The following is a 22235-nucleotide window of genomic DNA, read 5'->3' on the forward strand; positions in this document are numbered from 1 at the left end:
TGTCTCTCCCCATGCTTACCATCAACGGCATCACCGTGCGCCTCGGCGGACGCGACATCATTTCCCGCGCCTCAGTCGCCGTGCCGCCGCGCGCGCGCGTCGGTCTGGTCGGGCGCAACGGGGCGGGCAAGTCCACGCTGGTCAAGGCAATCATCGGCGAGATCGAGCCTGACGAAGGCGCGATCGAAATGCCTCGCCGCACTCGCCTTGGCTACCTCGCACAGGAAGCCCCCGCAGGCAGCGCCACGCCGTTCGAAACCGTGCTCGCCGCCGATGTCGAGCGCACCCAGCTGCTCGCCGAGGCCGAGACCTGCAGCGATCCCGATCGCCTCGGCGATGTCCACGATCGCCTGCTCGCCATCGATGCCTACAGCGCCGACGCCCGCGCCGCGCGCATCCTGATCGGTCTCGGCTTCGACGAGGCGATGCAAGGCAGCCCGCTCGACAGCTTCTCCGGCGGCTGGCGGATGCGCGTCGCGCTCGCCTCGCTGCTCTTCTCCGCGCCCGACGTGCTGCTGCTCGACGAGCCCTCGAACCACCTCGACCTTGAAGCGACGCTGTGGCTGGAGAACTTCCTCAAGGCCTATCCCGGCACGCTGCTGCTGATCAGCCACGAGCGTGATCTGCTCAACAACGTGGCCGACCACATCGTCCACCTCCACGCCGGCAAGCTCACGCTCTATCCCGGCGGGTACGACAGCTTCGAGCGCCAGCGCAACGAACGGCTTGCCCAGCAGGCCGCCGCGCGCGCCGCGCAGGAAGCGCAGGCGGATCGGCTCCGCGACTACATCGCCCGCAACTCCGCCCGCGCCTCGACCGCCAAGCAGGCGCAATCGCGCGCCAAGATGCTGGCCAAGATGCAGCCGATCGCGGCAGTGGTCGAAGATCCCTCGCTCAGCTTCGACTTCCCCGACCCCGAGGAACTGCGCCCGCCGCTGATCACGCTCGATCTTGCCAGCGTGGGCTACGCGCCCGGCAAGCCGGTGCTGCAGCGGCTGAACCTGCGCATCGACCCGGATGACCGCATCGCGCTGCTCGGCCGCAACGGCAACGGCAAGACCACGCTTGCCCGTCTGCTCGCCGCGCAGCTCGCGCCGATGGACGGGACGATGACGGCGACGGGGAAGATGCAGGTCGGCTACTTCACCCAGTACCAGGTCGAGGAGATCGCCGATGGCGGCACCCCGCTCGAACTGATGACGCGGGCGATGGAGGGCAAGAGCCCCGCCGCCGTCCGCGCGCAGCTGGGGCGCTTCGGCTTCTCCGGCAACCGCGCCACCGCGCAGGTCGGCACGCTGTCGGGCGGTGAGCGCGCGCGCCTTGCCCTCGCCCTCGTCACCCGCGACGCGCCGCACATGCTGGTGCTCGACGAGCCGACCAACCACCTCGACATCGATGCGCGCGAGGCGCTGGTGCAGGCATTGAATGCCTACAAGGGCGCGGTGATCCTGATCAGCCACGACCGGCACATGGCCGAACTGGTGGCCGACCGCCTGGTCCTCGTCGACGGCGGCACCGCCAAGCCGTTCGACGGCAGCATCGAGGACTACATCGACTTCATCCTCGGCCGCAACCAGCCCAAGACCGAGAGCGGCAGCAGCGACACGCCAGCCAAGGGCGGCGCGCAGCAGGACCGCAAGGCGCGGGCCGCGGCGCGCGAGACGTACAAGGCGCTGCAGAAAGCACAGACCGAAGCGGAAAAGCGCGTGGCCAAACTGCAGGCCGAGCTGGCGCAGATCGACCGCGCGATGTTCGAGCCGGGCAGCGCCGCGCCGGAATTCGCCAAGCTCACCATGGGTGACCTAGCACAGCGGCGAAGCAAGGTTGCGCAGGCGCTGGAGGAAGCGGAGCTGGCGTGGCTTGAGGCTGGCGAGGCGCTAGAGGGGGCCAACTGAGGCCCGCCGACAGCAGCGCCGAGGGCGAGGTTCCGCACCGCAGCAGCCCGAGGGGTTTACGCGGTTTACACGGTTCAGGTGCGCTTTGCTCTCCGCGCTCCTCCTCCGGCGTCCCCGCGCAGGCGGGGACCTCGGTCGGTTTACGGACCGCTTCGGGTTTCTCGCGTTCGTTCCGTAACGACACCGAGGCCCCCGCCTGCGCGGGGGAGCAGGCTTCCCTGATTTCGGTCTGATCTTCTTCCTCCTCTTCCCCGAACAGGGCGTGGAGCGTGGCTTCGCGGCGGTTCTGGGCGGCGGACCAGCTTTCGCGGGCGAGCTGGCGGGCGCTTTCCATGTGGGCGTCGTGGGCTTCCTGCCAGTCGTCCCAGGCCTCGTCGGGCTCGTCGTCGGCGGGATAGGGGAAGGCGCGCTTGAAGTCCTATTCGGCCTGCTTCTCGCACGCCTTCAAGAAGCGGTCCTGCGCCGGGTCGGCAAAGCCGGTGGCGGCGGCGACGTCGGCGCCCTCGGCCAGAGCAAGCAGCATGCGGTCGAAGTCCTCGGCGAGGTGGTGGATTTCCCTGGGCGCCTGGCTTGCGCGGGCATCAAGCCGGGCGAGGTGCGCAAGGAGCAGGCGCGCGTCGAAGCGCCGCCGCTCGCCCACCGCCTCGCCCCGGAACCAGATCGTCTCGGTTGTGCCGTGGAGCGCGCGGGCGGCGAGCACCTGCTCGGCCGCCTCGCGCGCATGGAGCAGCGCCGCGTCCCACGCCGCGGCAAAGGCCGGATCGCGGCGACGGCGGACATAGGCCGTCTGCGAAGACACCCCCGCCACCTGCGCCGCCGCGCGCACCTGCCCGTGGCGGCTGAGATGTTCGAGAAACAGCGCGATGCGCGTGGGCGTGAACTGGTTGGGGTGGAGGAGTGCGGCTTCTGCCGACGCGCGCGGGAGGACGCTGCCCTCTTCCTCCCCTCCCGCAAGCGGGAGGGGCCGGGGGTGGGCCCTTCCTTCTTCTTCCCTAAACGCGAAAGCCCCCTCGCCTACCCGCGAATGCCCACGGCCCTCATGTTCGCCTACCGGCGAATGCCCACCCCTAACCCCTCCCGCCTGCGGGAGGGGGACGCGCCACCCCTGCCCCCTCGTGCCAACCGCCGGCAGAGCATCATCAGGCAGCCCGATGTCCCGGCTCGCGGGAATCCACCCGCGCCCGAAGGAGGAAGGCTGATGCGGATCGGCGGCGTACGGCATGGGCGGCTCCCGTTTTGAACAAAACAGGAACTTCTAGGCTAGGATGGGAGGTGTAGGAAAATGGTTTTGTGGGCGCATAAGAGCAAGCCGTCACACGGAAGCGCTGACGCCTTTCCATTGCGGATAAGTGCGAATAAAAAAGTGGAGATCGTCAGATTTTCGGCACAAACATAGACCGAAACTTGATTCGGCCGCAACTTAACCTACGCGCTTGATGTGAGATGAAATTATGGACAGCCTGTCAATTCCTGAAGTGTTGGAACAGGTTAAACGTGGCCAATTACGAGTCCCTGCGTTTCAACGTGGCTTTGTCTGGGACGCCGAGCGAATTGCCTATCTCATGGACTCCATCCATCGGAAATTCCCGATAGGATCACTCTTGCTCTGGCGAACCCGCGAACAACTTAAAGGCGATCGGATGCTCGGCCCTTTTCATTTGCCCGATCCTGAAGTCGATTATCCAATCGATTACATTCTCGATGGACAGCAAAGAATAACTTCTCTCTTTGGCGTTTTTCAGAGTGAACTGGAGCAGGACAACTCCATCGGATGGACCAATATATATTTTGATATGGCATCCGATGCTGCTGCCCAAGATTCGCGTTTTTTAGCACTTAGCGACGGCGATGTTGATAATGATCGTCACTTTCCACTAAATGCATTTTTTAACACTTCTCATTACGGAAAACTTGTGCGTGCACTAGATGATGCGCGGGCAGAATTAATCGATAAGGTCCGTGAAACATTTCAAATAGCTAAGATCCCATACGATTCGACGAGCACAACAGATAGAAGTACTGTTGCTATTATCTTCGAACGCGTCAACCGCCAGGGAATTGAGTTAGACACGTTTCAGCTTCTAACAGCTTGGACATGGAGTGAAGAATTTCAACTACAAGAAGAATTTTCAGATCTCACGGAAGATCTGAAACCGTTTGGCTTTGGCGAGATTGGTGACGACGTAAACTTACTTTTGCGATGCTGTTCTGCCATTCTAACTGGCGATGCATCACCGGATGCACTTATGAACATAAATGGAGCTGAACTTCGAGACAATTTCGACCGCATTTCGAACGGCGTGAAGTATGCTATTGACTATATTAAGACAAATTTTCGCGCAGAGAAAGTCGCAAACCTCCCATTTTCCACCCTTATTGTGCCGCTAAGTGTTTATTTTGCGGTGCCAGGCACAAAAGAACCTGTCACTCCGGATGCTCATAGGCAGCAAATTAACAGATGGTTTTGGAGAGCCTCGTTTTCAAAAAGGTACAGCTCTGGCGTTTTGCGCAACTTAAAAAGCGATATTGAAGAAATGAGTAAGCTACGCGACAACAAAGAAAGCAGTATCGATAATATAGTAGTAGATGTTGGCCCTAAGTTCTTTCTAGAGAATGTTTTTGGTATAGGAAATGTGAACAGCAAGACGCTCATCCTATTGTTAGCCAGTAAACATCCTCGGAGCCTTATTTCAGGGCAGCCAGTTGACCTTTCCGCAAGAATTAAGCCGGCAAATCGAAACGAGTATCATCATCTAATGCCACGGAAATTTCTCGCAGACAGCGGTCAGGCTGGAGGAGAGAATAATCCCAGCGAGAGCGCACTTGCCAATATGGCATTCCTGAACAGGTCCGAAAATCGCGAACTTGGAGGAAAGGCTCCTTCAAATTACAGAAAAAGCCTTCCTCAAGACTTGAGCTTAATCTGCGAGACAAATTTTATACCTGATAGCCTATTCAATGATGATTATCGTGTTTTTCTGACGGACAGAGCTAATGCTTTGAGTGATGCAGCAAAACTGCTAATTGACTAAATGGCTTACCTGCGCTTACTTACGCCCCCAATTGGCCGTCCACCGAGATCGCCTAGCCCAAGCGCTTCCGGGATAGCAGCGTTGTGCTGGCATCCTTCGACAGGCTCAGGATGAACGAGGCTTGGGTGGTGGGGCGGCTTCCACTTGCTTCGTCATCCTGAACCCGGTTCAGGATCCATTTTGCCGATTGGGCCTCCGCTTGTGGGGAGAGATGGACCCTGAACCGAGTTCAGGGTGACGGGGTTTGTGTTGCGAGGGGGTGGTGTTGCGGGGGTGCCCCTCCACCAACCTGCGGATGGTCCCGCTCCTCCTTCGACAGGCTCAGGATGAGCGGGCGGGGGGAACTCATTGCCCCTCCGTCAGCCGCTTCGCGGCCCCCTCTCCCAACCCTCTCCCCTGAAGGGGACAGGGCTTTTAGGTCAGCGCTTCAGCAGGGGGGCCATGTATTGGCCGGTGAAGCTGCGGGGGTTTTTGGCCACTTGCTCCGGGGTGCCTTCGGCGACGATTTCGCCGCCTCTTACGCCGCCTTCGGGGCCGAGGTCGATGATCCAGTCGGCGGTCTTGATCACGTCGAGGTTGTGTTCGATCACGACGACCGAGTTGCCCTGTTCGACGAGGCGGTGGAGGACTTCGAGCAGCTTGCGCACGTCTTCGAAGTGGAGGCCGGTGGTGGGCTCGTCGAGGATGTAGAGCGTCTGCCCGGTGCTGCGGCGGGCGAGTTCCTTGGCGAGCTTGACGCGCTGGGCCTCGCCGCCCGACAGCGTCGTCGCCTGCTGGCCGACCTTGACGTAGCCCAAGCCCACCTCATTGAGCATGTGCATCCGGTCCCGGATCGGGGGCACGGCCTTGAAGAACTCCTCGGCGTCCTCAATCGTCATGTCGAGCACGTCGGCGATGGAGAGGCCCTTGAACTTCACCTCGAGCGTTTCGCGGTTGTAGCGCTTGCCGTCACACTCCTCGCACGTGACGTAGACGTCGGGCAGGAAGTGCATCTCGATCTTGATCAGGCCATCGCCCTGGCACTTCTCGCAGCGGCCGCCCTTGACGTTGAAGCTGAAGCGGCCGGCCTTGTAGCCGCGCGCGGCGCTTTCGGGGAGGCCGGCGAACCAGTCACGGATCAGGGTGAAGGCGCCGGTGTACGTCGCGGGGTTGGAGCGCGGGGTGCGGCCGATGGGCGACTGGTCGATCTCGATCACCTTGTCACAGTGTTCAAGCCCGGTGACGCGATCGTGCGCGCCGGCGATCACGCGCGCGCCGTTGAGCGTGCGGGCGGCGACGGCGTGGAGCGTGTCGATGGTAAAGCTCGACTTGCCCGAGCCGGAGACGCCGGTGACGCAGGTGAAGGTGCCCAAGGGGATCCTGGCGCTGACGTTCTGGAGGTTGTTGGCGCGCGCGCCCTCGACGCCGATGAACAGGCCGTTGCCCTTGCGGCGGGTCTTGGGCACTTCGATCTTCCGCGCGCCGGTGAGGTACTGGCCGGTGAGGCTGTTGGGGTTGTTGAGGATATCGTCCAGCGTGCCCTGCGCGACGATCTCGCCGCCGTGGACGCCCGCGCCGGGGCCGAGATCGACGACATGGTCAGCCGTACGGATGGCGTCCTCGTCATGCTCGACCACGATCACGGTGTTGCCGAGATCGCGCAGGCGCTTGAGGGTTTCGAGGAGGCGGTCATTGTCGCGCTGGTGGAGGCCGATGGAGGGTTCGTCGAGCACGTAGAGCACGCCCGAGAGGCCCGAGCCGATCTGGCTGGCGAGGCGGATGCGCTGGCTCTCGCCGCCCGAGAGGGTGCCCGAGGTGCGATCGAGGTTGAGGTAATCGAGGCCGACGTTGTTGAGGAAGCCGAGACGCTCGTTGATTTCCTTGAGGATGGCCTTGGCGATCTGGCTCTGCTGGCTGGTGAGCTGGCTATCGAGATTGGCGTACCATTCGACCGCGGCGGCGACCGAGAGGCGGGTGACCGAGGAGATGTCGCGCCCGGCGACCTTGACCGACAGCGCCTCGGGCTTCAGGCGCTTGCCTTCGCAGGTCTCGCACGGCTGCGCGGTCTGGAACTTGCCCAGCTCCTCGCGCATCCAGGCGCTTTCGGTTTGCAGCATGCGGCGGTTGAGGTTGCCGATCACGCCTTCGAAGGCCTTGTTGACGGTGTAGCTCTTCTTCCCGTCGATGAAGGTCAGCGGCACCGCCTTGCCGGCGGTGCCATAGAGGATGACGATCTTGACCTCGGGGCTGAGCGCGTCCCACGGCGTATCGAGGCTGAAGCCGAAATGCGCGGCGAGGCTGGCGAGAACCTGCATGTAATAGGGCGACGGCGGGTTGCTCTTGGCCCAGGGGACGACGGCGCCCTGCTTGAGCGACAGGTTCTCGTTCGGCACGACGAGCTGGGGATCGAACAGCAGCTTTTCGCCAAGGCCGTCGCAGGCGGGGCACGCGCCCTGCGGGGCGTTGAACGAGAACAGGCGCGGTTCGATGGACTCGATGGTGAAGCCGCTGACCGGGCAGGCGAACTTTTCGGAGAAGACGATGCGGTTGGCGGCAAGGCCGGTTTTCTTCATTCCCGTCTTCTGGGCGCCCTTCTTGCCATTGGCGTCCGATTCTTCCTCGCGGCCGGGGACGACGCCATCGGCGAGATCGACGTAGGCGAGGCCGTCGGCCAGCTTGAGCGCCTGTTCGAAGCTGTCGGCCAGGCGGGTCTGGATGCCGTCGCGCACGGCAATACGGTCAACCACCACCTCGATGTCGTGCTTGAGCTTCTTGTCGAGCGCAGGCGCGTCCTCGATCGGCATGATCTCGCCGTTGATGCGGACGCGAGTGTAGCCGGCCTTCTGCCATTCGGCGAGTTCGCGGCGGTATTCGCCCTTGCGGCCGCGCACGACCGGGGCGAGCAGGTAGGCGCGGGTGCCTTCGGGCAGAGCCATGACGCGGTCGACCATCTGGCTGACGGTCTGCGCGCTGATCGGCTCGCCGGTGGCGGGGCTGTAGGGCACGCCGATGCGCGCCCAGAGCAGGCGCATGTAGTCGTAGACCTCGGTGACGGTGGCGACGGTCGAGCGCGGGTTGCGGCTGGTGGTCTTCTGCTCGATGGAGATGGCGGGGGAGAGACCGTCGATATGCTCGACATCGGGCTTCTGCATCATCTCGAGGAACTGGCGCGCATAGGCGCTGAGCGATTCCACGTAGCGGCGCTGGCCCTCGGCATAGATCGTGTCGAACGCGAGGCTCGACTTGCCCGAGCCCGAGAGGCCGGTGATGACGATCAGGCTATCGCGCGGGAGATCGACGTCGATCCCCTTGAGATTGTGTTCACGGGCGCCGCGGACGGAAATGGTAGTGAGAGACATGCGCGGCGGTGTTCCATATTTGTTCGGGTTTCGCAAGGGATTCGGACGCGAGTGCCGGCCCGGTTGCAAGCGCCATGTGGGGAGCGGACCATTGCAGTGCAATATGGGCTTTCGGGGGCACGGTTTCGCTTCCCCATCCCCGCGCGCGACGAAAGGGACGGTGGCTGCGACCGGGTGCCAACGGTTCGGCGCAAGGTGGATTGCGCGGGTGCCGCGGCCGCGGGATGAAGCAGCGATAACATGAGGGTCTCTGGAATGAACGTGCGGATGATGTGCAGCGCGCTGGCGCTTGTGGTTGTGGCTCTGCCGGGCGTGGCGCTGGCCGACGATCCCCATGACCCGCAGATGCGCACGCAGGCCGCGCGCGAACGCGACCGGGCGATCATCCGCAAGCTCAACCAGCAGGAACTGGCCCGCGTGCGCGAGCGCGATGCCCGCTATGCGAAAGACTGGGCGGCGTGGCGCCAGCACAACGCCCGCAGTGGCCGTGGAGGCCGCGACACCGACCGCGCCTATGCCCAGGCCCAGGACGATTACGAGCAGCGCATGGCCGAATGGCGCCGCGCGGTGGCGGCGTGCCGTGCGGGGCGCTACGAATACTGCGCGCGTTGACGGGTCCTATGGTCAAACGCGTCAGTTCTTCTTGGCAAGCAGTACGCCGTCGACCGTAAGCAGATACTGGCGCAGTCCGTCGTACTGGCGGATATTGAAAATCGCCCCAAGTTCTTCGGCTTGCGGGCCGAAGAAAAGGCCGCGGATATCTCCGCCGCCCACACCACCAACGAAGGACGTCCCGTCTACCGTTGCAGCTATCCCGAGCTCCCCAAGATTGATGAATTGCCCGTTGGCAAGGTTTCTTAGAGTCGGATTCATCGAGCCAGAAATCTGATAGTTTGCAAAGTTCACGGAGAGTTTTGACGTCCCGCTCAATGTATAGCTTGCCTTGTCACTGTCGCTGCCAAAGCCGCGCAGTATGCCACTGTAACTGGCCTGGCCTGCCTTTGGCATGACGGCCGAATCCGTTCTTATTCCCCACAGCAGATTCCGTCGCTCAGTCACGCCTGTGGCAGGACGGACAAAAGTCAGTTCCGTGAAAGTTGCGTAGGACAGTGCTATTTCGCTGTTTTCGCTTCCAACCTTGTAGACCTTGCCGGTGATGTCGTAGCCCCCCTGGGAAAGTGAGTAGGTCACGAAGTTCGCATCGGTCTGCTGAGTACTGCGCTGTTGCGGCCCGAGAACCACTTCTCCGGCATCGAAGGTGACAGAGCCGGGAATGGTGTAGGTCTTGGCGACCGGATCGTATCGCATCACTGTGAGATAGAATCCGCGGTCGTAACCACCGATGAAGCTTGTGGCTTGGCTTAGTTCCGCTAACGTCGGAAGGTTCAGCGAGCTGTCCTTGCGTCCGACCAGTGCTCCCGCCATGACGAAGCCGTTCTCGTTCACGCCCGAATAGGACAGGCCGATCTCCGCGGCCTCCGGACCAAACAGGCCGCCCGCGAGCACCCCTTGATAAGTGCCAAAAGCTGCAAGTGCGACTGACCCGCTGATCCGGGCATCCGACGCACCGACCTGTCCGGTCAGACTGAGCACGCCGTCACGATCACCGTTGGACTTCCGACTTCCATCTGCGTTGAAGAGTTGAATGTTTGCCGAGCCGCTTATTCCGCCGGTCGCGAGTTCCGCAGTCACGATGCCGGTGCCTCTGAAACTCAGCGGCGCAGGTTCGCCCGAGGAAGTCAGCGCGCCAAGGACCTCCGACCGGTAATAGCCTTTGCCGGTTCTGGGGACAGATGCTGTCGGCACGCCGTATACAAATGCGTCAAAAGTCCCGACGACGCCGGACGACGACCTGGTCTGCCGTTGCCAGAAGCCCGCTCCGACGTACTTGTAATCGTATGACGCTGTGCCGCTGGAGTTACCGGTGAGCGTGAGCGCCTGCGAGGTTGAACCACTGGTCTGCTGATAAGTCGCAAGCCCGGAACGCGTGGCGGAGCCTGCCGTCATGCTGCGTCCGGCGGTCGACACTGTATAGGTCCCGGCAGAAGCATCGTACTTGAATGTCAGCTGCTGAACGCCCTGGCTTTGAGCACTGATTCCACCGGAATTTTCGAACGTCGCAGCTGCGGTGCTAGCGCTTGTCGCAAACGTCTCGCTTACCAGCGGTGCAATCAGATCCGCGTTGGCGCTGGAGGTCGGCGTCGGCGTGGGCGTCGGCGTCGGAGTGGGAACAGGCGTCGGCGTGCTGCTCACACCGCCGCCACTACCACCGCCGCATGAGGCCAGCAGGAGGGCGAGCGTTGTCGTGGCTGTTGTGGCGAAAATCTTGCGGTTCACGGTTGCCCCCGTTGCTGGCCCGAATCCCTGTATTCAGACACCAATTCGGAGGAAGAACTAGCCAGAACCGATGTTAATCGCGAACATCTATTTGGATCAATTGTGTGATTTTAATCACGTTTTGGAGATTTCTAGTCGTGGGACCGCGTGCGAGGAAGGCTCACCCCAACCCCTCCCGCTTTCCGGAGGGGGCAAAGAGGTTGATTTTCGCCCTTTTCTGCAAGGCGCTGTCCCATTCGGGCCGCTCCACCAACCTGCAGATACCCGCGCCTTGTTGAAAGCAGAAACGGGCTCAGTTCTTCTTGCCGAACAAAGCGCCCTGAACGCTGAGCGTGGTGTCAGTGCTGCCATTTAGGAAGAAGGTGTAGCCAGCCTCGATCCCGCGCGGGCCGAAGAATGCACCACTGAAGGCGCCCGAAGCGTTGCTTCCCGAAAGCGTGCCGGTGAAGCCCGGGCCGGAACTGCTGATCGTGCCGGTGCCGTTGAAATTGCCAAACGAGGTGACCACGGTACTATTGGGTGCCTTGCCCGCGAGCGTCAGGCTGGTGCTGACCGAATTGCTGCCGAAATTGGCCGAGAATGTGCCGGTCGATTCACCAATCAGGTAGTAGCCCTGCCCGCTTCTGGCGGCGAGCCCGACGACTTGGGTCGCATAAGTGGCGCTGCCGCTACGCGGCACATCAGAGGCCTGGGTGGGCACGCCGCCGACAAGGCTGTAAGATCGGTCCGCACCCGGCTGATAATGCGTCCAGTTGCCGAACAGCGCGTAGCTGAGCTTCACGCCGTTGACGCTGGGATTGGAGATTGAAAGAAAATCGACAGCGCCGTTGCCGGCAGGCTTCTGCCAGGTGACGGTCGTATCGTTACGATTGACGACCTGCGCGGGCGCAAATTCGACAACTAGGCCACTGCCGTTGTTGAGGTTGTAGGAATCGGTCGCGGCCGAATACCTGATCTCCACGCCCTGGCCGAAAGCAAGGGTGCTTTGGTTCCTGAGTTCCGGGCCGACGGGCACGCCGGTAATTCCGCCCGACTGGAAGGTCTGATCGCCGGACAGTTCGGCAAGCGTCTTGTATGTGACCGGCGGAGGCGTGGATGCCATGCCGCCGCCACCATCGCCACCGCCGCATGAGGCCAGCAAGGTTGCAAGCGAAAGGGTGGCGGTGGCGTTGCGCAGCGTCGTGATCATGTTGCCCTCTGTTGCTGCCCGAATCTCCGCACCGGGCAACCCGATGACTAGAACTAGAGGCAAACCCGTAAGGGCGCGAACGTAAAGACGGGGCAAGCATGTGATTTTCATCACAATCCTTGCGTGCGCAAAGGTGCATGATGGCTACTCTGAGGGGAAATTTCGTCGGTCAACTACGTAACTTTGTCGAAACCATACAATCGCGCGTGACGAAACTTTGCTAGGGCCTGCTAACCAAAGATAGGGTTTCAGGGCCACCAAGCATGAGCGCCGACCGTACATTGCCAGCAATTCCGGCAGCATCCGGCAACCCGCCGGCGCAGAGCCTGTTCTGCCGCAGCGCTGGCGCGCGCGAGGATCGTCCGGCGATCTCGATGCGGGTGCGCGAGAGCTTTGCCGCCTATTTCGCAGCCGACTTTGCCGCCGCGATGACCGAGCATCGTCACGAAAACGACCAGATCGCCCCGACCGCGGCGTAAGACTTCTTACATCGCCAGCGCCATGTGGCCGGGCTCACCCAGCCAGCGTGCATCGAGATTCCAGACGCGGGCGATGACCTCCTGCGAGAGAGCATCGCGTGGCTTGCCCTGTGCAGCGATGCGGCCCCTGTCGAGCACGGCCACGTGATGGGCATGGTTCATCGCCAGGGCGAGATCGTGGACGACGAGCACGACTCCCCTGCCCTCTTCCGCGAGCCCGCGCAGGCGCTGGATCAAGGCCTGCTGGTGGGCAAGATCGAGCGCGGCGAGCGGTTCGTCGGCCAGAATCCAGTGCGGCTTCGTGGCGAGCACCCGGGCAAGCAGGGCGCGGGCGCGCTCGCCCCCTGACAGGGTGGACAGCGGGCGCTCGGCCAGAGGTTCGAGCTGCATCGTCGCGATGGCCTGAGCCACGGCTTCGGCATCCTCGGCGGAGCCCGCGCGGTGCGGCAGGCGGCCGATTCCGACGAGCGTGCGGACCGAGAGGTTCCACGCGACCTCGCCCGATTGCGGAAGATAGCCGATACGGCGCGCGCGCTCCTGCGGCAGCATCTGCGCCAGCGGCTGGCTGGCCAGGGTGACGGTGCCGGTTGCGGGCTCGATCAGGCCGGCAAGCGCGGCAAGCAGCGTGGACTTGCCTGCACCGTTGGGACCGACAATGGCAGTGACACCGCCAGCGCGCAGTTGCGCGGTCACGCCCTCCAGGCGGTGGGGAATGGTCAGCCCAAGCGCTTCGAGCATCATGCCAGTTCTCGCCGCAGCTTGAGGAGCAGGCGCAGGAAGAACGGCGCGCCGGCAAGGCTGAGCGCTATGCCGAGGCGCAGCTCGCCTCCTTGCAGCGGAAGGACGCGGCACAGGCAATCGGCGACAAGCAGCAGCAGCGCTCCGGCCAGGGCGGAGGGGAGGAGCGTGGCCGAGGGGCGCTGGTCGGTGAACGGGCGGACGAAGTGCGGGACCATCAGGCCGACAAAACCGATCATGCCCGCCACCGCGACCCCGCTGCCGACGATCAGGCCGATGGCGACGATCATGATGCCAAGAAGGCGCGCAGGTTCGACTCCCAGAGAGCGGGCGGCGGCCTCGCCCAAGGCAAGGGCATCGAGCGCGGGGCCGGCGCGCCACAGCGCAGCGAGGCCGAGGATGGTCAGCGGGGCAGCCAGGCGCACCTCGTGCCAGCCGCGATCGGCCAGCGCCCCCATCAGCCAGGTGACGATCTCGGACAGGGCGAAGGGATTGGGCGAAAGGCTGATGGCAAGGCTGGTCATGGCCCCGGCAAGGCTGGCGATCATCATGCCCGCCAGCGTGAACAGTGCAATGCCGCCACTTCGCCCGGCGATCAGGGCAAGCAGGGCCATGGCTCCGGCGGCTCCGACGAGGGCGAAGAGCGGGAGCGTGAGCGCTTGCGTTTCGTAGCCGGTGTAGAACGAGAGGACCGCGCCGAGCGCTGCAGCCGGGGCGATGCCGAAGAGGCCGGGGTCAGCCAGCGGGTTGCGCAGGTAGCCTTGCATGGCCGCGCCGGCAGCGCCCAGGCCCCCGCCGAGCGTCAGGGCAAGAAGCGCGCGGGGCAGGCGCAATTCCATGAGGATCGCAGTGGCGTTGGGGACGGGGGCGCCGAAGGGGTCGATCCACACTTGCCCGGCGAGGAGCGAGAGCGGGAGGGCCAGTGCCAGGGCGGCGCAAAGGGAAATGACGGGGCGGGTCACCGCGAGTGCCCCTTCACCACCTTCGATGGTCCCCCTCCCCCTGCCGGGGAGGAATTGCGGACTTGCGCCAGCCTTTGCGCGGCGGCGATCAGGGTGGGGCCGCCGCAGTAGAGGAGTTTCGGATCGAGGCGCTCGCGGCGGGTGGACTTGAGCGCCTTCAGCGCGGGATGTGACAGGACGCGGTCGTCGCCTTTTCCGGTCTCGGCGCTCTGCCCGGCGACGAGGATCAGTTCGGGCGGGTCGGCCAGCATCTTTTCGAGCGGGAGCAGGTCGGCCTGGCCGAGCCCGCGGGCAGCGGCGAAATTGGTGTAGCCAGTGCGACGCAGGAGATCGGCGATCAGCGTTCCATCACCGGGGACCATGCCGCCCGACTGCCATACGACGGTCTCGACAGGGCGCACTCCGGCTGGCGGTGCTGCGGCGGCAAGTGCGGCGTCGATCCGGGCGATCAGCGCCTCGCCGCGCTCCGGATGGCCGGAGAGCGTGGCGATCTGGCGGATCTGCTCCTGGCTGGCCTCGATGGTGCTGGCCATGCCGAGGGTTTCGAGGCGCAGGCCAAGGCGCTGGTAGGCGCTGGCCGTGGCGGGATCGATGAACGTGCTGCCGAGCACGAGATCGGGCTTGAGTGCCAGCACTTCCTCGACCGTGCCGCGCGTGGCCGGGAGGATGCTTGCGAGGCGCGCGTCCATCGAGGCGGAACGGGAGTCCTTGCTGTAGTGCGAAATGGCGAGGATCTGCGCCGGATCTGCCACTTCGGCGAGGATCGCATCGGTGCAGGGATTGAGGCTGACGATGGTGGGGTGCGCGGTCGCGCGGGATTCGGGAGTGGCCTTGCCTTGGGGGATGCAGCTGGCGGTAAGGGACGCTGCGAGCAAGACCACTCCCCGGCCCCATCCTCTGGAGAGGACGGGGTGGATGCGTCCAGGATCTTGTTGCGCCCCCGCGAAGGCGGGGGCCTTAGTCGGTTTACGCCGATGTTCCGTAACAACACCGAGGTCCCCGCCTTCGCGGGGACGCAAGGTTTTGTTGCAGGGCGTCGGCAGTGCCATCAGTACTTCGCGCGGATGCCGATGTAGGCAGAGCGGCCCCAGGTGCCGTAGTCGGCGACGGTCTGGTAGTTCACGTCGAACACGTTCTCGACACGGCCGTAGAGTTCCACCTTCTCGGTCAGGGGGAAGCTGGCGCGCACGGTGGTCAACGCGTAGCCATCGAGGCGGCGGGTGTTCGACGCGTTGTCAAAGCTGTCTCCGACGAGGCGCAAGTCGGCACCGAGGGTGAGGCCTGCGAGGGGAGATGTCCAGTCGCTCGAGAGGGTCAGCGCGTGGGCAGGACGGCGCGCGAGGTCCTTTCCGAAGTTGGCGGTGCCGCGCGTGCGGTTCTCGGTTTCGAGGTAGGTGTATGCGGCCTGCAGGTGGAGCGCGTCGGTAGGACGCGCGCCGAGTTCGGCTTCGACGCCCTGTGCGCGGGCAAGGCCGACGTTGTCGTAGAGGCCGAAAGGACGCGTGGCACAGGCGTTGAGGCTGGCGCAGGAGACGAAGGTGATCAGGTTGCGGCTATCGCGGCGGAAGACCGTGACCGCGGCGTGAAGCTTGCCATAGGGCGCGCCCCATTCGAGGCCGGCGTCGTAGCTCTTGCTGCGTTCGGGGTTGAGCGCGGCGTTGCCATAGTTTGAAAGCAGCTGGTAGAGCGTCGGGGCCTTGAAGCCCTCGCCATAGCTGGCGCGCAGGCGGAGGTTATCGACCAGCTCGAACGCGCCGTTAGCACCGAAGGTCCAGGCCGTGCCGAACCGGCTGTGATCGTCAATGCGGACACCGGCGGCGAGGCTGGCGCGATCGCTGCTCCAGCCAAGCAGGGCGTGGCCCGAGGTAAGGTTGGCCTTGGCCTGTGCATCGAAAGTGCTCGAGAAGCGCGTCCATTCGCTGTCACCGCCGAAATCGAGCGTGAAATCGGCAGGCAGGTTGACTCGGCCCGTCAGGTCAACGCGCTCCGAGCGGCCCTTGTAGCCGTAGGACGGATCCGTGCCGAAGGTCGGGTCGTAGTAGTCGCGCTTGGTATCCGAGATCGCGAAGCCGGCGTTCAGCGTGAGATTGCTGCCGGTGTAGCGCAGTCCGATGCGGCCCGAGGCTTGGCGGGTGGTCTGGTATTCGGGGGTATCGCCGAACACGAGGTAGGTCGGCGGGCCGAAACCGTCGATGTCGGTGCGGGTGTCGGCGTAGCGGGCAGTGGCGACGATCGCGAGGTCTTGCGACAGGTTCACGCGGCCCCTTCCCCCGACGCGCCACTGGCGGAAGCCATCGGGCTCGGTGCCGACCGCTGCGGCCGAGACGCCATCGCTGCGGCTGTAGCCGCCGTTGAGGGTGAGCGCGCCGAAGTCTGACGACAGACCGGCTGCAGCATCGGCAAGGTAGCTGTCGTTCGCGCCCAGTTCGGCGCTGGTTTCGATGCCGTTGAGATCGCGCGACTGGACCGCGATCACGCCGCCGATGGCAGCCGAGCCCCAGACGATCGAGTTGGAGCCTCGGAGAACGTCGATGCGCTCGACGCCGCCGGGGGTCAGCGTACCGAAGTCAAAGCCGCCCGAGGGGGCCGAGACGTCTTCAATGCGGACGCCATCGACGAGGACGAGGACCTGCTCGGCATCCGAGCCGCGCAGACGCACGCCGGTGAAGCTGCCGGGGCCGCCGTTGCGGGTAATTGTCAGGCCGGGGACGCGTTCGAGGACGCGGGTGATGTCGGGGCCCTGGATCGACTGGATTTCGTCGGCGGTGATGACGGTGACGGGCTGGCCGGTCTTGCTGAGCGGGGTTTCGCTGCCGGTGGCAATGACGGTGATGGTTGCCGGGTCGATCTTGTAGTCAGCCACGACGACGTCGTCCGTACCTTGGGCAAGCGCAGGCGTCGCAAGGGTAAGGGCAGAAACGGAAAGCAGGTACTTCTTCACAGGACGCAACTCCGGCCACGAACGGTTGATGCCGTCCATGGCGAGAGGTGCGCTGGGCCATGAATCTGGCGCGCCTCGTCGCGTGCGCCCGGTACACCCCGCCCGGCCGCGGAACGACTACCATCGGCAGGTTTCCTGGCTCCCGGGTCATCGCCCGCTGCCCGCCTTCCCAGTACCGGGGATCGAATCCGGCACCAGTGGCATCACTGGACAGCGCGCTCTCCGGTTACAGTTGCGGGGGCAGCGCCGGATTGGAACCGGCTTCCCTCTTAGCCCGTGTTACCGGGCACCGTTGGCGTCGGCGCGGGGAACTAGCGGGAACTTTGCTGCGCTGCAAGAGGAACTACGTACTTCGGGGCAGGTTTGCTGCCCAATTCATTCTCACGCGAAGCCGCAAAGACGCGAAGATGCCGCGCAGGTTCGATAGGACAGCCATCACCTCCTGCGGCGATTATCCAAGAGCATTGCCTGCGGCAGCGCACGACCCCTTTGCGTCTTCGCGTCTTTGCGTGAGGTTTTCCGATTTGAGCGCCAGGCCGTGGGCTCGCCAGTTAACCGGATCGCAGGAGCTTGTGCCGCATCGGGACAGCGGGAAATGCGGCCGTGCGCGAGGGGGCGCAAAAGGTTAGCGCAATTGAGGATTTTCAGGATTCAGCCCAGCCCCATGCCTCTCGAGCTTGCCTATCGCCCGATCGAACTGCCCGGCGTGGCAGCGACGGCTTATGGCGAGCAGCGTCCGCGCGATTTTGCGGCGCGGATCCGGCGCCGGGATATGCGCTCGATCCGCAACGCCTTGCGCGCGCCTTCGCTGATGCGGCAGCGGCTGGGCGGCGTGGCGATGTTCGGCGTGCTGGGTCTGCTGCTCGGGCCGACCGGGTGGGGCGAACCGGGCGGCGTTCAAGCGGCTGTCGCGCGCGCGCAGATGGCGGGACTTCAACCGTTCGAGCGCGGGGGTGACAGCTTTCCGGGCTCGGCGTTCTACTGGCTCGACACCAGCGACAGCGGGCTGATCGCGCCGACAGAAGCGCAGGCGAAATGGGACCAGAGCCATTCGGATGCCGAGATCCTCTCGGCCCGTCCGGTGTCGGCGGCCGGGTCGAGCGAGGACCGCTGGCGGGCTCTGCAGTGCCTGACCGCAGCAATCTATTATGAGGCGGCGAGCGAGCCTGACGGCGGGCAACGCGCGGTGGCGCAAGTGGTGCTCAACCGCGTGGCGCATCCGGCATGGCCGAACACGGTGTGCGGCGTAGTCTACCAAGGGTCGGAGCGGCCGGGCTGCCAGTTCTCGTTCGCGTGCGATGGCTCGCTGGCAAGGAAGCCGATGAAGGCGTTCTGGGACCGGGCGCGACGCGTGGCGGCCGATGCCTTGGCCGGCTATGTCTATGCGCCGGTGGGACTGGCGACGCATTATCATACGACGGCGGTGCATCCCTACTGGGCGCCGAGCCTTTCGTTCATCGGCACTATCGGGGCGCATCGCTTCTATCGCTGGGCAGGGGCAGCGGGGCGTCCGGCGGCGTTCACCGCGCGCTATCTCGGCGGCGAGCCGATTGCCGCGCCGCATCCGCGCACATGGACGCCCTCTCCCGTGGACATCGCCGATCCGCTGGCGCTGGAGAAGGCGTTCGAGGAAGGACGGATCGTGGCGCCGGGTGCTGCCGCGACAGTTGCTCCAGTGGCGGCGGTTCCGCAAGCTGCGGCGCAGCAGAACCTCGTCCGCCCGCAGGTGCTGCCGGGGGTGAAGGCGGGCGCGACCAGCGCGCCGGTTTCGGGAAGCGGGTCCGTGCTGCCGGGATACGAGAACGCCAACAAGTGGATCGCGCAGCCGGGGGCTTGAGCAGACGGTGAAGTCCGCTCATGCTGAGCTTGTGGAGACATCTGATGCTGCGCCTGCGTCCTTCGACAGGCTCAGGACGAGCGGGTTCGGGATTGCGCAGACCTGTTCCATTCCGCTCGTCGCAAAACCGTTTCAGGACGGATGGTTATTCGTTCCTTTACCGTGTCGTCACACACACTCTTAGCGCAGGTGGGTCTAGGGCGGGGTCGTGGAGAACGGCACCGATTGTCCCCGGCGCCGTCAGAGAGTTGAGGCACCATGCTGCGATTTGCGCCCCGTTACGGCATCATTTCCCCCTGTCTTTCGCGACGGATCCAGGCGCGACACCTGCGGGCGATAAACGACAATGGTACGGGATCTCAGTGCCACGACGAGGCGCTGGACACCGCGCTCCGCATGTTTGCCGCGCACGGATTTGCAGCAGCAGCGCGTGCGCGCGATGCCGCGGTGATCGCCGAGCGCAGTGGCGAACCAAGCCGGGTGGAATTCTGGGTCGAGGTCTGTGCAACGCTCGACCGGCGGATGGCGCGCGACTTCCTGAAGCGCAAGCGCAGCTGATCCGCGCAAGAGTTTGGGGAGAGGAAAAACAAAATGGAGCCCCGGTGGAGACGCCGGGGCTTTTTGCTGGTCGGATAGTTTGCGCCCCAACCTTGCGTTGCGGGGTTGCGCAACACCTCGGAAACAGACCTTTTGCTATTGCGAACTGATATCACAAAAACCCCGGATATAGCGGGTTTTCGCGGTTGCATTCGTGTGCGCGCAGGCCTAGGGCCCGATTCATTCTGCCAGAACCTTCCTGTCTCGCGGGGCACGGGAGGGACCTGGGCGAAAGCTCTGCTGGCATTTGTATGCTTGTCCCCGCGAACGGGAAAGGACCGTAGAGCATGGCACGCAAGAAGATCGCGCTTATCGGCGCAGGCAATATCGGGGGCACGCTGGCCCACCTCGCCGCCCAGAAGGAACTGGGTGACATCGTCCTGTTCGACGTGGTCGAAGGCGTGCCGCAGGGCAAGGCGCTCGACCTTTCGCAGTGCGGCCCGGTCGAAGGCTTCGACGCCAAGATCACCGGCACCAACGACTATGCCGACATTGCCGGCGCCGACGTGATCATCGTGACCGCCGGTGTTGCCCGCAAGCCGGGCATGAGCCGCGACGACCTGCTCGGCATCAACCTCAAGGTGATGAAGGCTGTTGGCGAAGGCATCCGTGACAACGCGCCCGACGCTTTCGTCATCTGCATCACCAACCCGCTCGACGCGATGGTCTGGGCGCTGCGCGAATTCTCCGGCCTGCCGCACAACAAGGTCGTCGGCATGGCCGGCGTGCTCGACTCGGCGCGCTTCAGCACGTTCCTCGCCTGGGAATTCGGCGTCTCGATCCGCGACGTGAACACGTTCGTGCTCGGTGGCCACGGCGACACCATGGTGCCCGTCACCCAGTACTCGACGGTCAACGGCATTCCGGTGCCCGACCTCGTCAAGATGGGCCTGTCCACCCAGGAAAAGATCGACGCGATCGTGCAGCGCACCCGTTCGGGCGGCGGCGAGATCGTCGGCCTGCTCAAGACCGGCTCGGCGTTCTACGCACCGGCCGCCTCGGGCATCGCCATGGCCGAAGCCTACCTCAACGACCAGAAGCGCATCCTGCCCTGCGCTGCCTACGTCGATGGCCAGTACGGCGTTGACGGCCTCTACGTTGGCGTGCCGGTGCTGATCGGCGCGAACGGCGTTGAGCAGGTGATCGAGATCGAGCTGGACGACGAAGCCAAGTCGAACCTCCAGGTCTCGGTCGACGCGGTCAAGGAACTGCTGGAAGCCTGCAAGGGCATCGATAGCTCGCTGGCTTGAGCCATGAGCGTAGTCTGGGGAATGATGGCTGCTTTAATGGCTAGCTCGCCAGTGCTTGGCGATCAAATTAGTCTGCCAGCAGGAGTTCAACATTCCCCAGACAAGAATGCCGAAATTTTCTCGCTTGTCAGGTTGTGCGAGGAGAACATCGAGAAACCATCCACCATACGAGCATTTCTGGAAGGACAGGGTTTCGCACAATCTTGGACAAGCAAAGACGGCAATCAGATTAGATTTTCCAGAAATACTGTCGATGTTACATTTGGAACATCGATAAGCCCAGTTTTCGAGGATGGAGTAGCTGAATCTCTGACAAATAAAGTATTGTTTTGCAGAGTTTCAACGTCGCTATTTTCAACGAAAGCATATGATACTTTGGAATCGTACGTTGCAAGGCAACTAGGTCAGGAGTGGCACGATGACTCGGGGCAGCGCATGATGACGATTCAAGACAAGTATGTTCTCGAAATTTCGACTGTAGGTTCAAGCTACAAAACTGACTTGACGCTGACCTATATTATTCCATCGACAACAGTTTAAGGTGGCGAAAGCATGAGCATTCTCGTCGACAAGAACACCAAGGTCATCACGCAGGGGATGACCGGCAAGACCGGCAGCTTCCATACGCAGGCAGCGCTTGATTACGGCACGCAGATGGTTGGCGGCGTGACTCCCGGCAAGGGCGGCACGACCCACATCGGCCTGCCGCAGTTCGATACCGTGGCTGAGGCCAAGGCCGTCACCGGTGCGACCGCTTCGTGCGTCTACGTGCCGCCTTCGGGCTGCGCCGACGCCATCCTCGAGGCGATCGACGCCGAGATGGAGCTGATCGTGGCGATCACCGAGGGCGTGCCCGTGCTCGACATGGTCAAGGTCAAGCGCGCGCTGTCGGGTTCGAAGAGCCGCCTGATCGGTCCGAACTGCCCCGGCGTGCTGACGCCCAACCAGTGCAAGATCGGCATCATGCCCGGCTCGATCTTCAAGGAAGGCTCGGTCGGCGTGGTCTCGCGCTCGGGCACGCTCACCTATGAGGCGGTGTTCCAGACCTCGGCCATCGGCCTTGGCCAGACCACCGCTGTCGGCATCGGCGGCGACCCGGTCAACGGCACCAACTTCATCGACGTGCTCGAACTGTTCCTCGCGGACGAAGCCACCAAGTCGATCATCATGATCGGCGAGATCGGCGGCGATGCCGAGGAGCAGGCCGCGCAGTTCCTGATCGACGAGGCCAAACGTGGCCGCAAGAAGCCGATGGCCGGCTTCATCGCGGGCCGCACCGCACCTCCGGGCCGCCGCATGGGCCACGCCGGCGCCATCGTCTCGGGCGGCAAGGGCGACGCTGAAAGCAAGATCGCGGCCATGGAAGCCGCCGGCATCAAGGTCTCGGCCTCACCCTCGCTGCTGGGCGAGACGCTGGCCGAGGTGCTGAAGGGCTGAGGCCAAAAGCTACCGCCCGGATAGGTTACCTTGCGTAAGGTGCCACCGGGCGGATGCTTGAAGATCTTAGGGTAGGCCACCGCAACGGATGCGGCCTGCCGCAGTTATGGATTTTTGCGCAAGTCTTTCGAGGCGAGCGCCGGAAGGGTCGGCTCCACGATCAGTGGAGCGGAAGAAGTCCGAAGCCCCCAACCTCCCCGGGG

Annotated in this window: 17 protein-coding genes and 1 riboswitch; of the genes, 9 read left to right on the plus strand and 8 right to left on the minus strand. The window is 63.8% G+C overall.

The genetic code is table 11. From position 1 onward, the window contains the following. The first annotated feature begins 11 nt into the window (after window positions 1-11). On the plus strand, window positions 12-1895 hold the full coding sequence (locus AC3WLM_RS03780) for an ABC-F family ATP-binding cassette domain-containing protein (RefSeq protein ID WP_492476644.1): 1884 nt from the start codon (window positions 12-14) through the stop codon (window positions 1893-1895). Window positions 1896-2313: 418 nt separating this feature from the next. Here the strand turns inward: AC3WLM_RS03780 and AC3WLM_RS03785 are convergent, their stop codons facing one another. After that, complete coding sequence (locus AC3WLM_RS03785; RefSeq protein WP_492476645.1) at window positions 2314-2694, minus strand: hypothetical protein; 381 nt, start codon at window positions 2692-2694, stop codon at window positions 2314-2316. Window positions 2695-3346: 652 nt separating this feature from the next. Between AC3WLM_RS03785 and AC3WLM_RS03790 the strand changes: the two genes are divergently transcribed. Next, a complete protein-coding gene (locus tag AC3WLM_RS03790; RefSeq protein WP_492476646.1) occupies window positions 3347-4927 on the plus strand; it encodes a GmrSD restriction endonuclease domain-containing protein in 1581 nt (526 codons plus the stop codon). 419 nt (window positions 4928-5346) lie between these two features. Here the strand turns inward: AC3WLM_RS03790 and uvrA are convergent, their stop codons facing one another. Further along, window positions 5347-8265: an excinuclease ABC subunit UvrA gene (gene uvrA / locus AC3WLM_RS03795; protein WP_492476647.1), complete on the minus strand. Its 2919-nt coding sequence runs from the start codon at window positions 8263-8265 to the stop codon at window positions 5347-5349. A gap of 240 nt (window positions 8266-8505) precedes the next feature. Between uvrA and AC3WLM_RS03800 the strand changes: the two genes are divergently transcribed. Continuing rightward, window positions 8506-8877, plus strand: a complete 372-nt coding sequence (locus tag AC3WLM_RS03800; RefSeq protein ID WP_492476648.1) for a hypothetical protein — start codon at window positions 8506-8508, stop codon at window positions 8875-8877. Window positions 8878-8898: 21 nt separating this feature from the next. On the opposite strand, the gene AC3WLM_RS03805 is transcribed toward AC3WLM_RS03800, so the two are convergent. Then, a complete protein-coding gene (locus AC3WLM_RS03805) occupies window positions 8899-10602 on the minus strand; it encodes a transferrin-binding protein-like solute binding protein (protein ID WP_492476649.1) in 1704 nt (567 codons plus the stop codon). Window positions 10603-10894: 292 nt separating this feature from the next. Continuing rightward, on the minus strand, window positions 10895-11791 hold the full coding sequence (locus AC3WLM_RS03810; RefSeq protein ID WP_492476650.1) for a HupA family protein: 897 nt from the start codon (window positions 11789-11791) through the stop codon (window positions 10895-10897). Window positions 11792-12054: 263 nt separating this feature from the next. On the opposite strand from AC3WLM_RS03810, the gene AC3WLM_RS03815 reads away from it, so the two are divergent. Beyond that, window positions 12055-12270 (plus strand): hypothetical protein, encoded by a 216-nt coding sequence (locus AC3WLM_RS03815; protein WP_039337394.1) that lies wholly within the window; start codon window positions 12055-12057, stop codon window positions 12268-12270. 6 nt (window positions 12271-12276) lie between these two features. On the opposite strand, the gene AC3WLM_RS03820 is transcribed toward AC3WLM_RS03815, so the two are convergent. The 4 genes from AC3WLM_RS03820 to AC3WLM_RS03835 all read right to left on the minus strand — a co-directional run bounded on the left by AC3WLM_RS03820 (window position 12277) and on the right by AC3WLM_RS03835 (window position 16950). Continuing rightward, the gene (locus AC3WLM_RS03820; RefSeq protein ID WP_492478089.1) at window positions 12277-13008 is read right to left on the minus strand and encodes an ABC transporter ATP-binding protein; all 732 of its coding nucleotides are present in this window, start codon (window positions 13006-13008) and stop codon (window positions 12277-12279) included. Further along, the gene (locus tag AC3WLM_RS03825; RefSeq protein WP_039337390.1) at window positions 13008-13970 is read right to left on the minus strand and encodes a FecCD family ABC transporter permease; all 963 of its coding nucleotides are present in this window, start codon (window positions 13968-13970) and stop codon (window positions 13008-13010) included. The genes AC3WLM_RS03820 and AC3WLM_RS03825 overlap by 1 nt, the downstream gene beginning before the upstream one ends. Next, complete coding sequence (locus AC3WLM_RS03830; protein ID WP_492476651.1) at window positions 13967-14851, minus strand: ABC transporter substrate-binding protein; 885 nt, start codon at window positions 14849-14851, stop codon at window positions 13967-13969. The genes AC3WLM_RS03825 and AC3WLM_RS03830 overlap by 4 nt, the downstream gene beginning before the upstream one ends. Window positions 14852-15018: 167 nt before the next feature. After that, on the minus strand, window positions 15019-16950 hold the full coding sequence (locus AC3WLM_RS03835; RefSeq protein ID WP_492476652.1) for a TonB-dependent receptor plug domain-containing protein: 1932 nt from the start codon (window positions 16948-16950) through the stop codon (window positions 15019-15021). Between the two features lie 69 nt (window positions 16951-17019). After that, window positions 17020-17220, minus strand: a riboswitch (cobalamin riboswitch). A gap of 355 nt (window positions 17221-17575) precedes the next feature. Here AC3WLM_RS03835 and AC3WLM_RS03840 point away from each other — a divergent pair. The 5 genes from AC3WLM_RS03840 (at window position 17576) to sucD (ending at window position 22032) form a co-directional block, all read left to right on the plus strand. Beyond that, the gene (locus AC3WLM_RS03840) at window positions 17576-18748 is read left to right on the plus strand and encodes a cell wall hydrolase (protein ID WP_492476653.1); all 1173 of its coding nucleotides are present in this window, start codon (window positions 17576-17578) and stop codon (window positions 18746-18748) included. 258 nt (window positions 18749-19006) lie between these two features. Next, window positions 19007-19306, plus strand: coding sequence for a hypothetical protein (locus AC3WLM_RS03845; RefSeq protein WP_492476654.1), 300 nt, complete (start codon window positions 19007-19009; stop codon window positions 19304-19306). A gap of 326 nt (window positions 19307-19632) precedes the next feature. Then, a complete protein-coding gene (gene mdh / locus AC3WLM_RS03850; protein WP_039337385.1) occupies window positions 19633-20595 on the plus strand; it encodes a malate dehydrogenase in 963 nt (320 codons plus the stop codon). A 3-nt stretch (window positions 20596-20598) separates the two neighbouring features. Beyond that, window positions 20599-21135, plus strand: coding sequence for a hypothetical protein (locus tag AC3WLM_RS03855; RefSeq protein WP_492476655.1), 537 nt, complete (start codon window positions 20599-20601; stop codon window positions 21133-21135). 12 nt (window positions 21136-21147) lie between these two features. Beyond that, complete coding sequence (gene sucD / locus AC3WLM_RS03860) at window positions 21148-22032, plus strand: succinate--CoA ligase subunit alpha (protein ID WP_062343955.1); 885 nt, start codon at window positions 21148-21150, stop codon at window positions 22030-22032. Window positions 22033-22235 lie beyond the last annotated feature (203 nt).

It is taken from the genome of Novosphingobium sp. FW305-C-30-35, assembly GCF_058783135.1.

Bases quoted from the DNA above. Each gene is read 5' to 3' on its own strand.
- AC3WLM_RS03845 (WP_492476654.1), top strand. From the start codon at position 19,007: ATGCTGCGATTTGCGCCCCGTTACGGCATCATTTCCCCCTGTCTTTCG.
- mdh (WP_039337385.1), top strand. From the start codon at position 19,633: ATGGCACGCAAGAAGATCGCGCTTATCGGCGCAGGCAATATCGGGGGC.
- AC3WLM_RS03840 (WP_492476653.1), top strand. From the start codon at position 17,576: ATGCCTCTCGAGCTTGCCTATCGCCCGATCGAACTGCCCGGCGTGGCA.
- AC3WLM_RS03810 (WP_492476650.1), bottom strand. From the start codon at position 11,791: ATGATCACGACGCTGCGCAACGCCACCGCCACCCTTTCGCTTGCAACC.
- sucD (WP_062343955.1), top strand. From the start codon at position 21,148: ATGAGCATTCTCGTCGACAAGAACACCAAGGTCATCACGCAGGGGATG.
- AC3WLM_RS03790 (WP_492476646.1), top strand. From the start codon at position 3,347: ATGGACAGCCTGTCAATTCCTGAAGTGTTGGAACAGGTTAAACGTGGC.
- AC3WLM_RS03800 (WP_492476648.1), top strand. From the start codon at position 8,506: ATGAGGGTCTCTGGAATGAACGTGCGGATGATGTGCAGCGCGCTGGCG.
- AC3WLM_RS03835 (WP_492476652.1), bottom strand. From the start codon at position 16,950: ATGGACGGCATCAACCGTTCGTGGCCGGAGTTGCGTCCTGTGAAGAAG.
- AC3WLM_RS03820 (WP_492478089.1), bottom strand. From the start codon at position 13,008: ATGCTCGAAGCGCTTGGGCTGACCATTCCCCACCGCCTGGAGGGCGTG.
- AC3WLM_RS03855 (WP_492476655.1), top strand. From the start codon at position 20,599: ATGAGCGTAGTCTGGGGAATGATGGCTGCTTTAATGGCTAGCTCGCCA.
- AC3WLM_RS03815 (WP_039337394.1), top strand. From the start codon at position 12,055: ATGAGCGCCGACCGTACATTGCCAGCAATTCCGGCAGCATCCGGCAAC.
- uvrA (WP_492476647.1), bottom strand. From the start codon at position 8,265: ATGTCTCTCACTACCATTTCCGTCCGCGGCGCCCGTGAACACAATCTC.
- AC3WLM_RS03780 (WP_492476644.1), top strand. From the start codon at position 12: ATGCTTACCATCAACGGCATCACCGTGCGCCTCGGCGGACGCGACATC.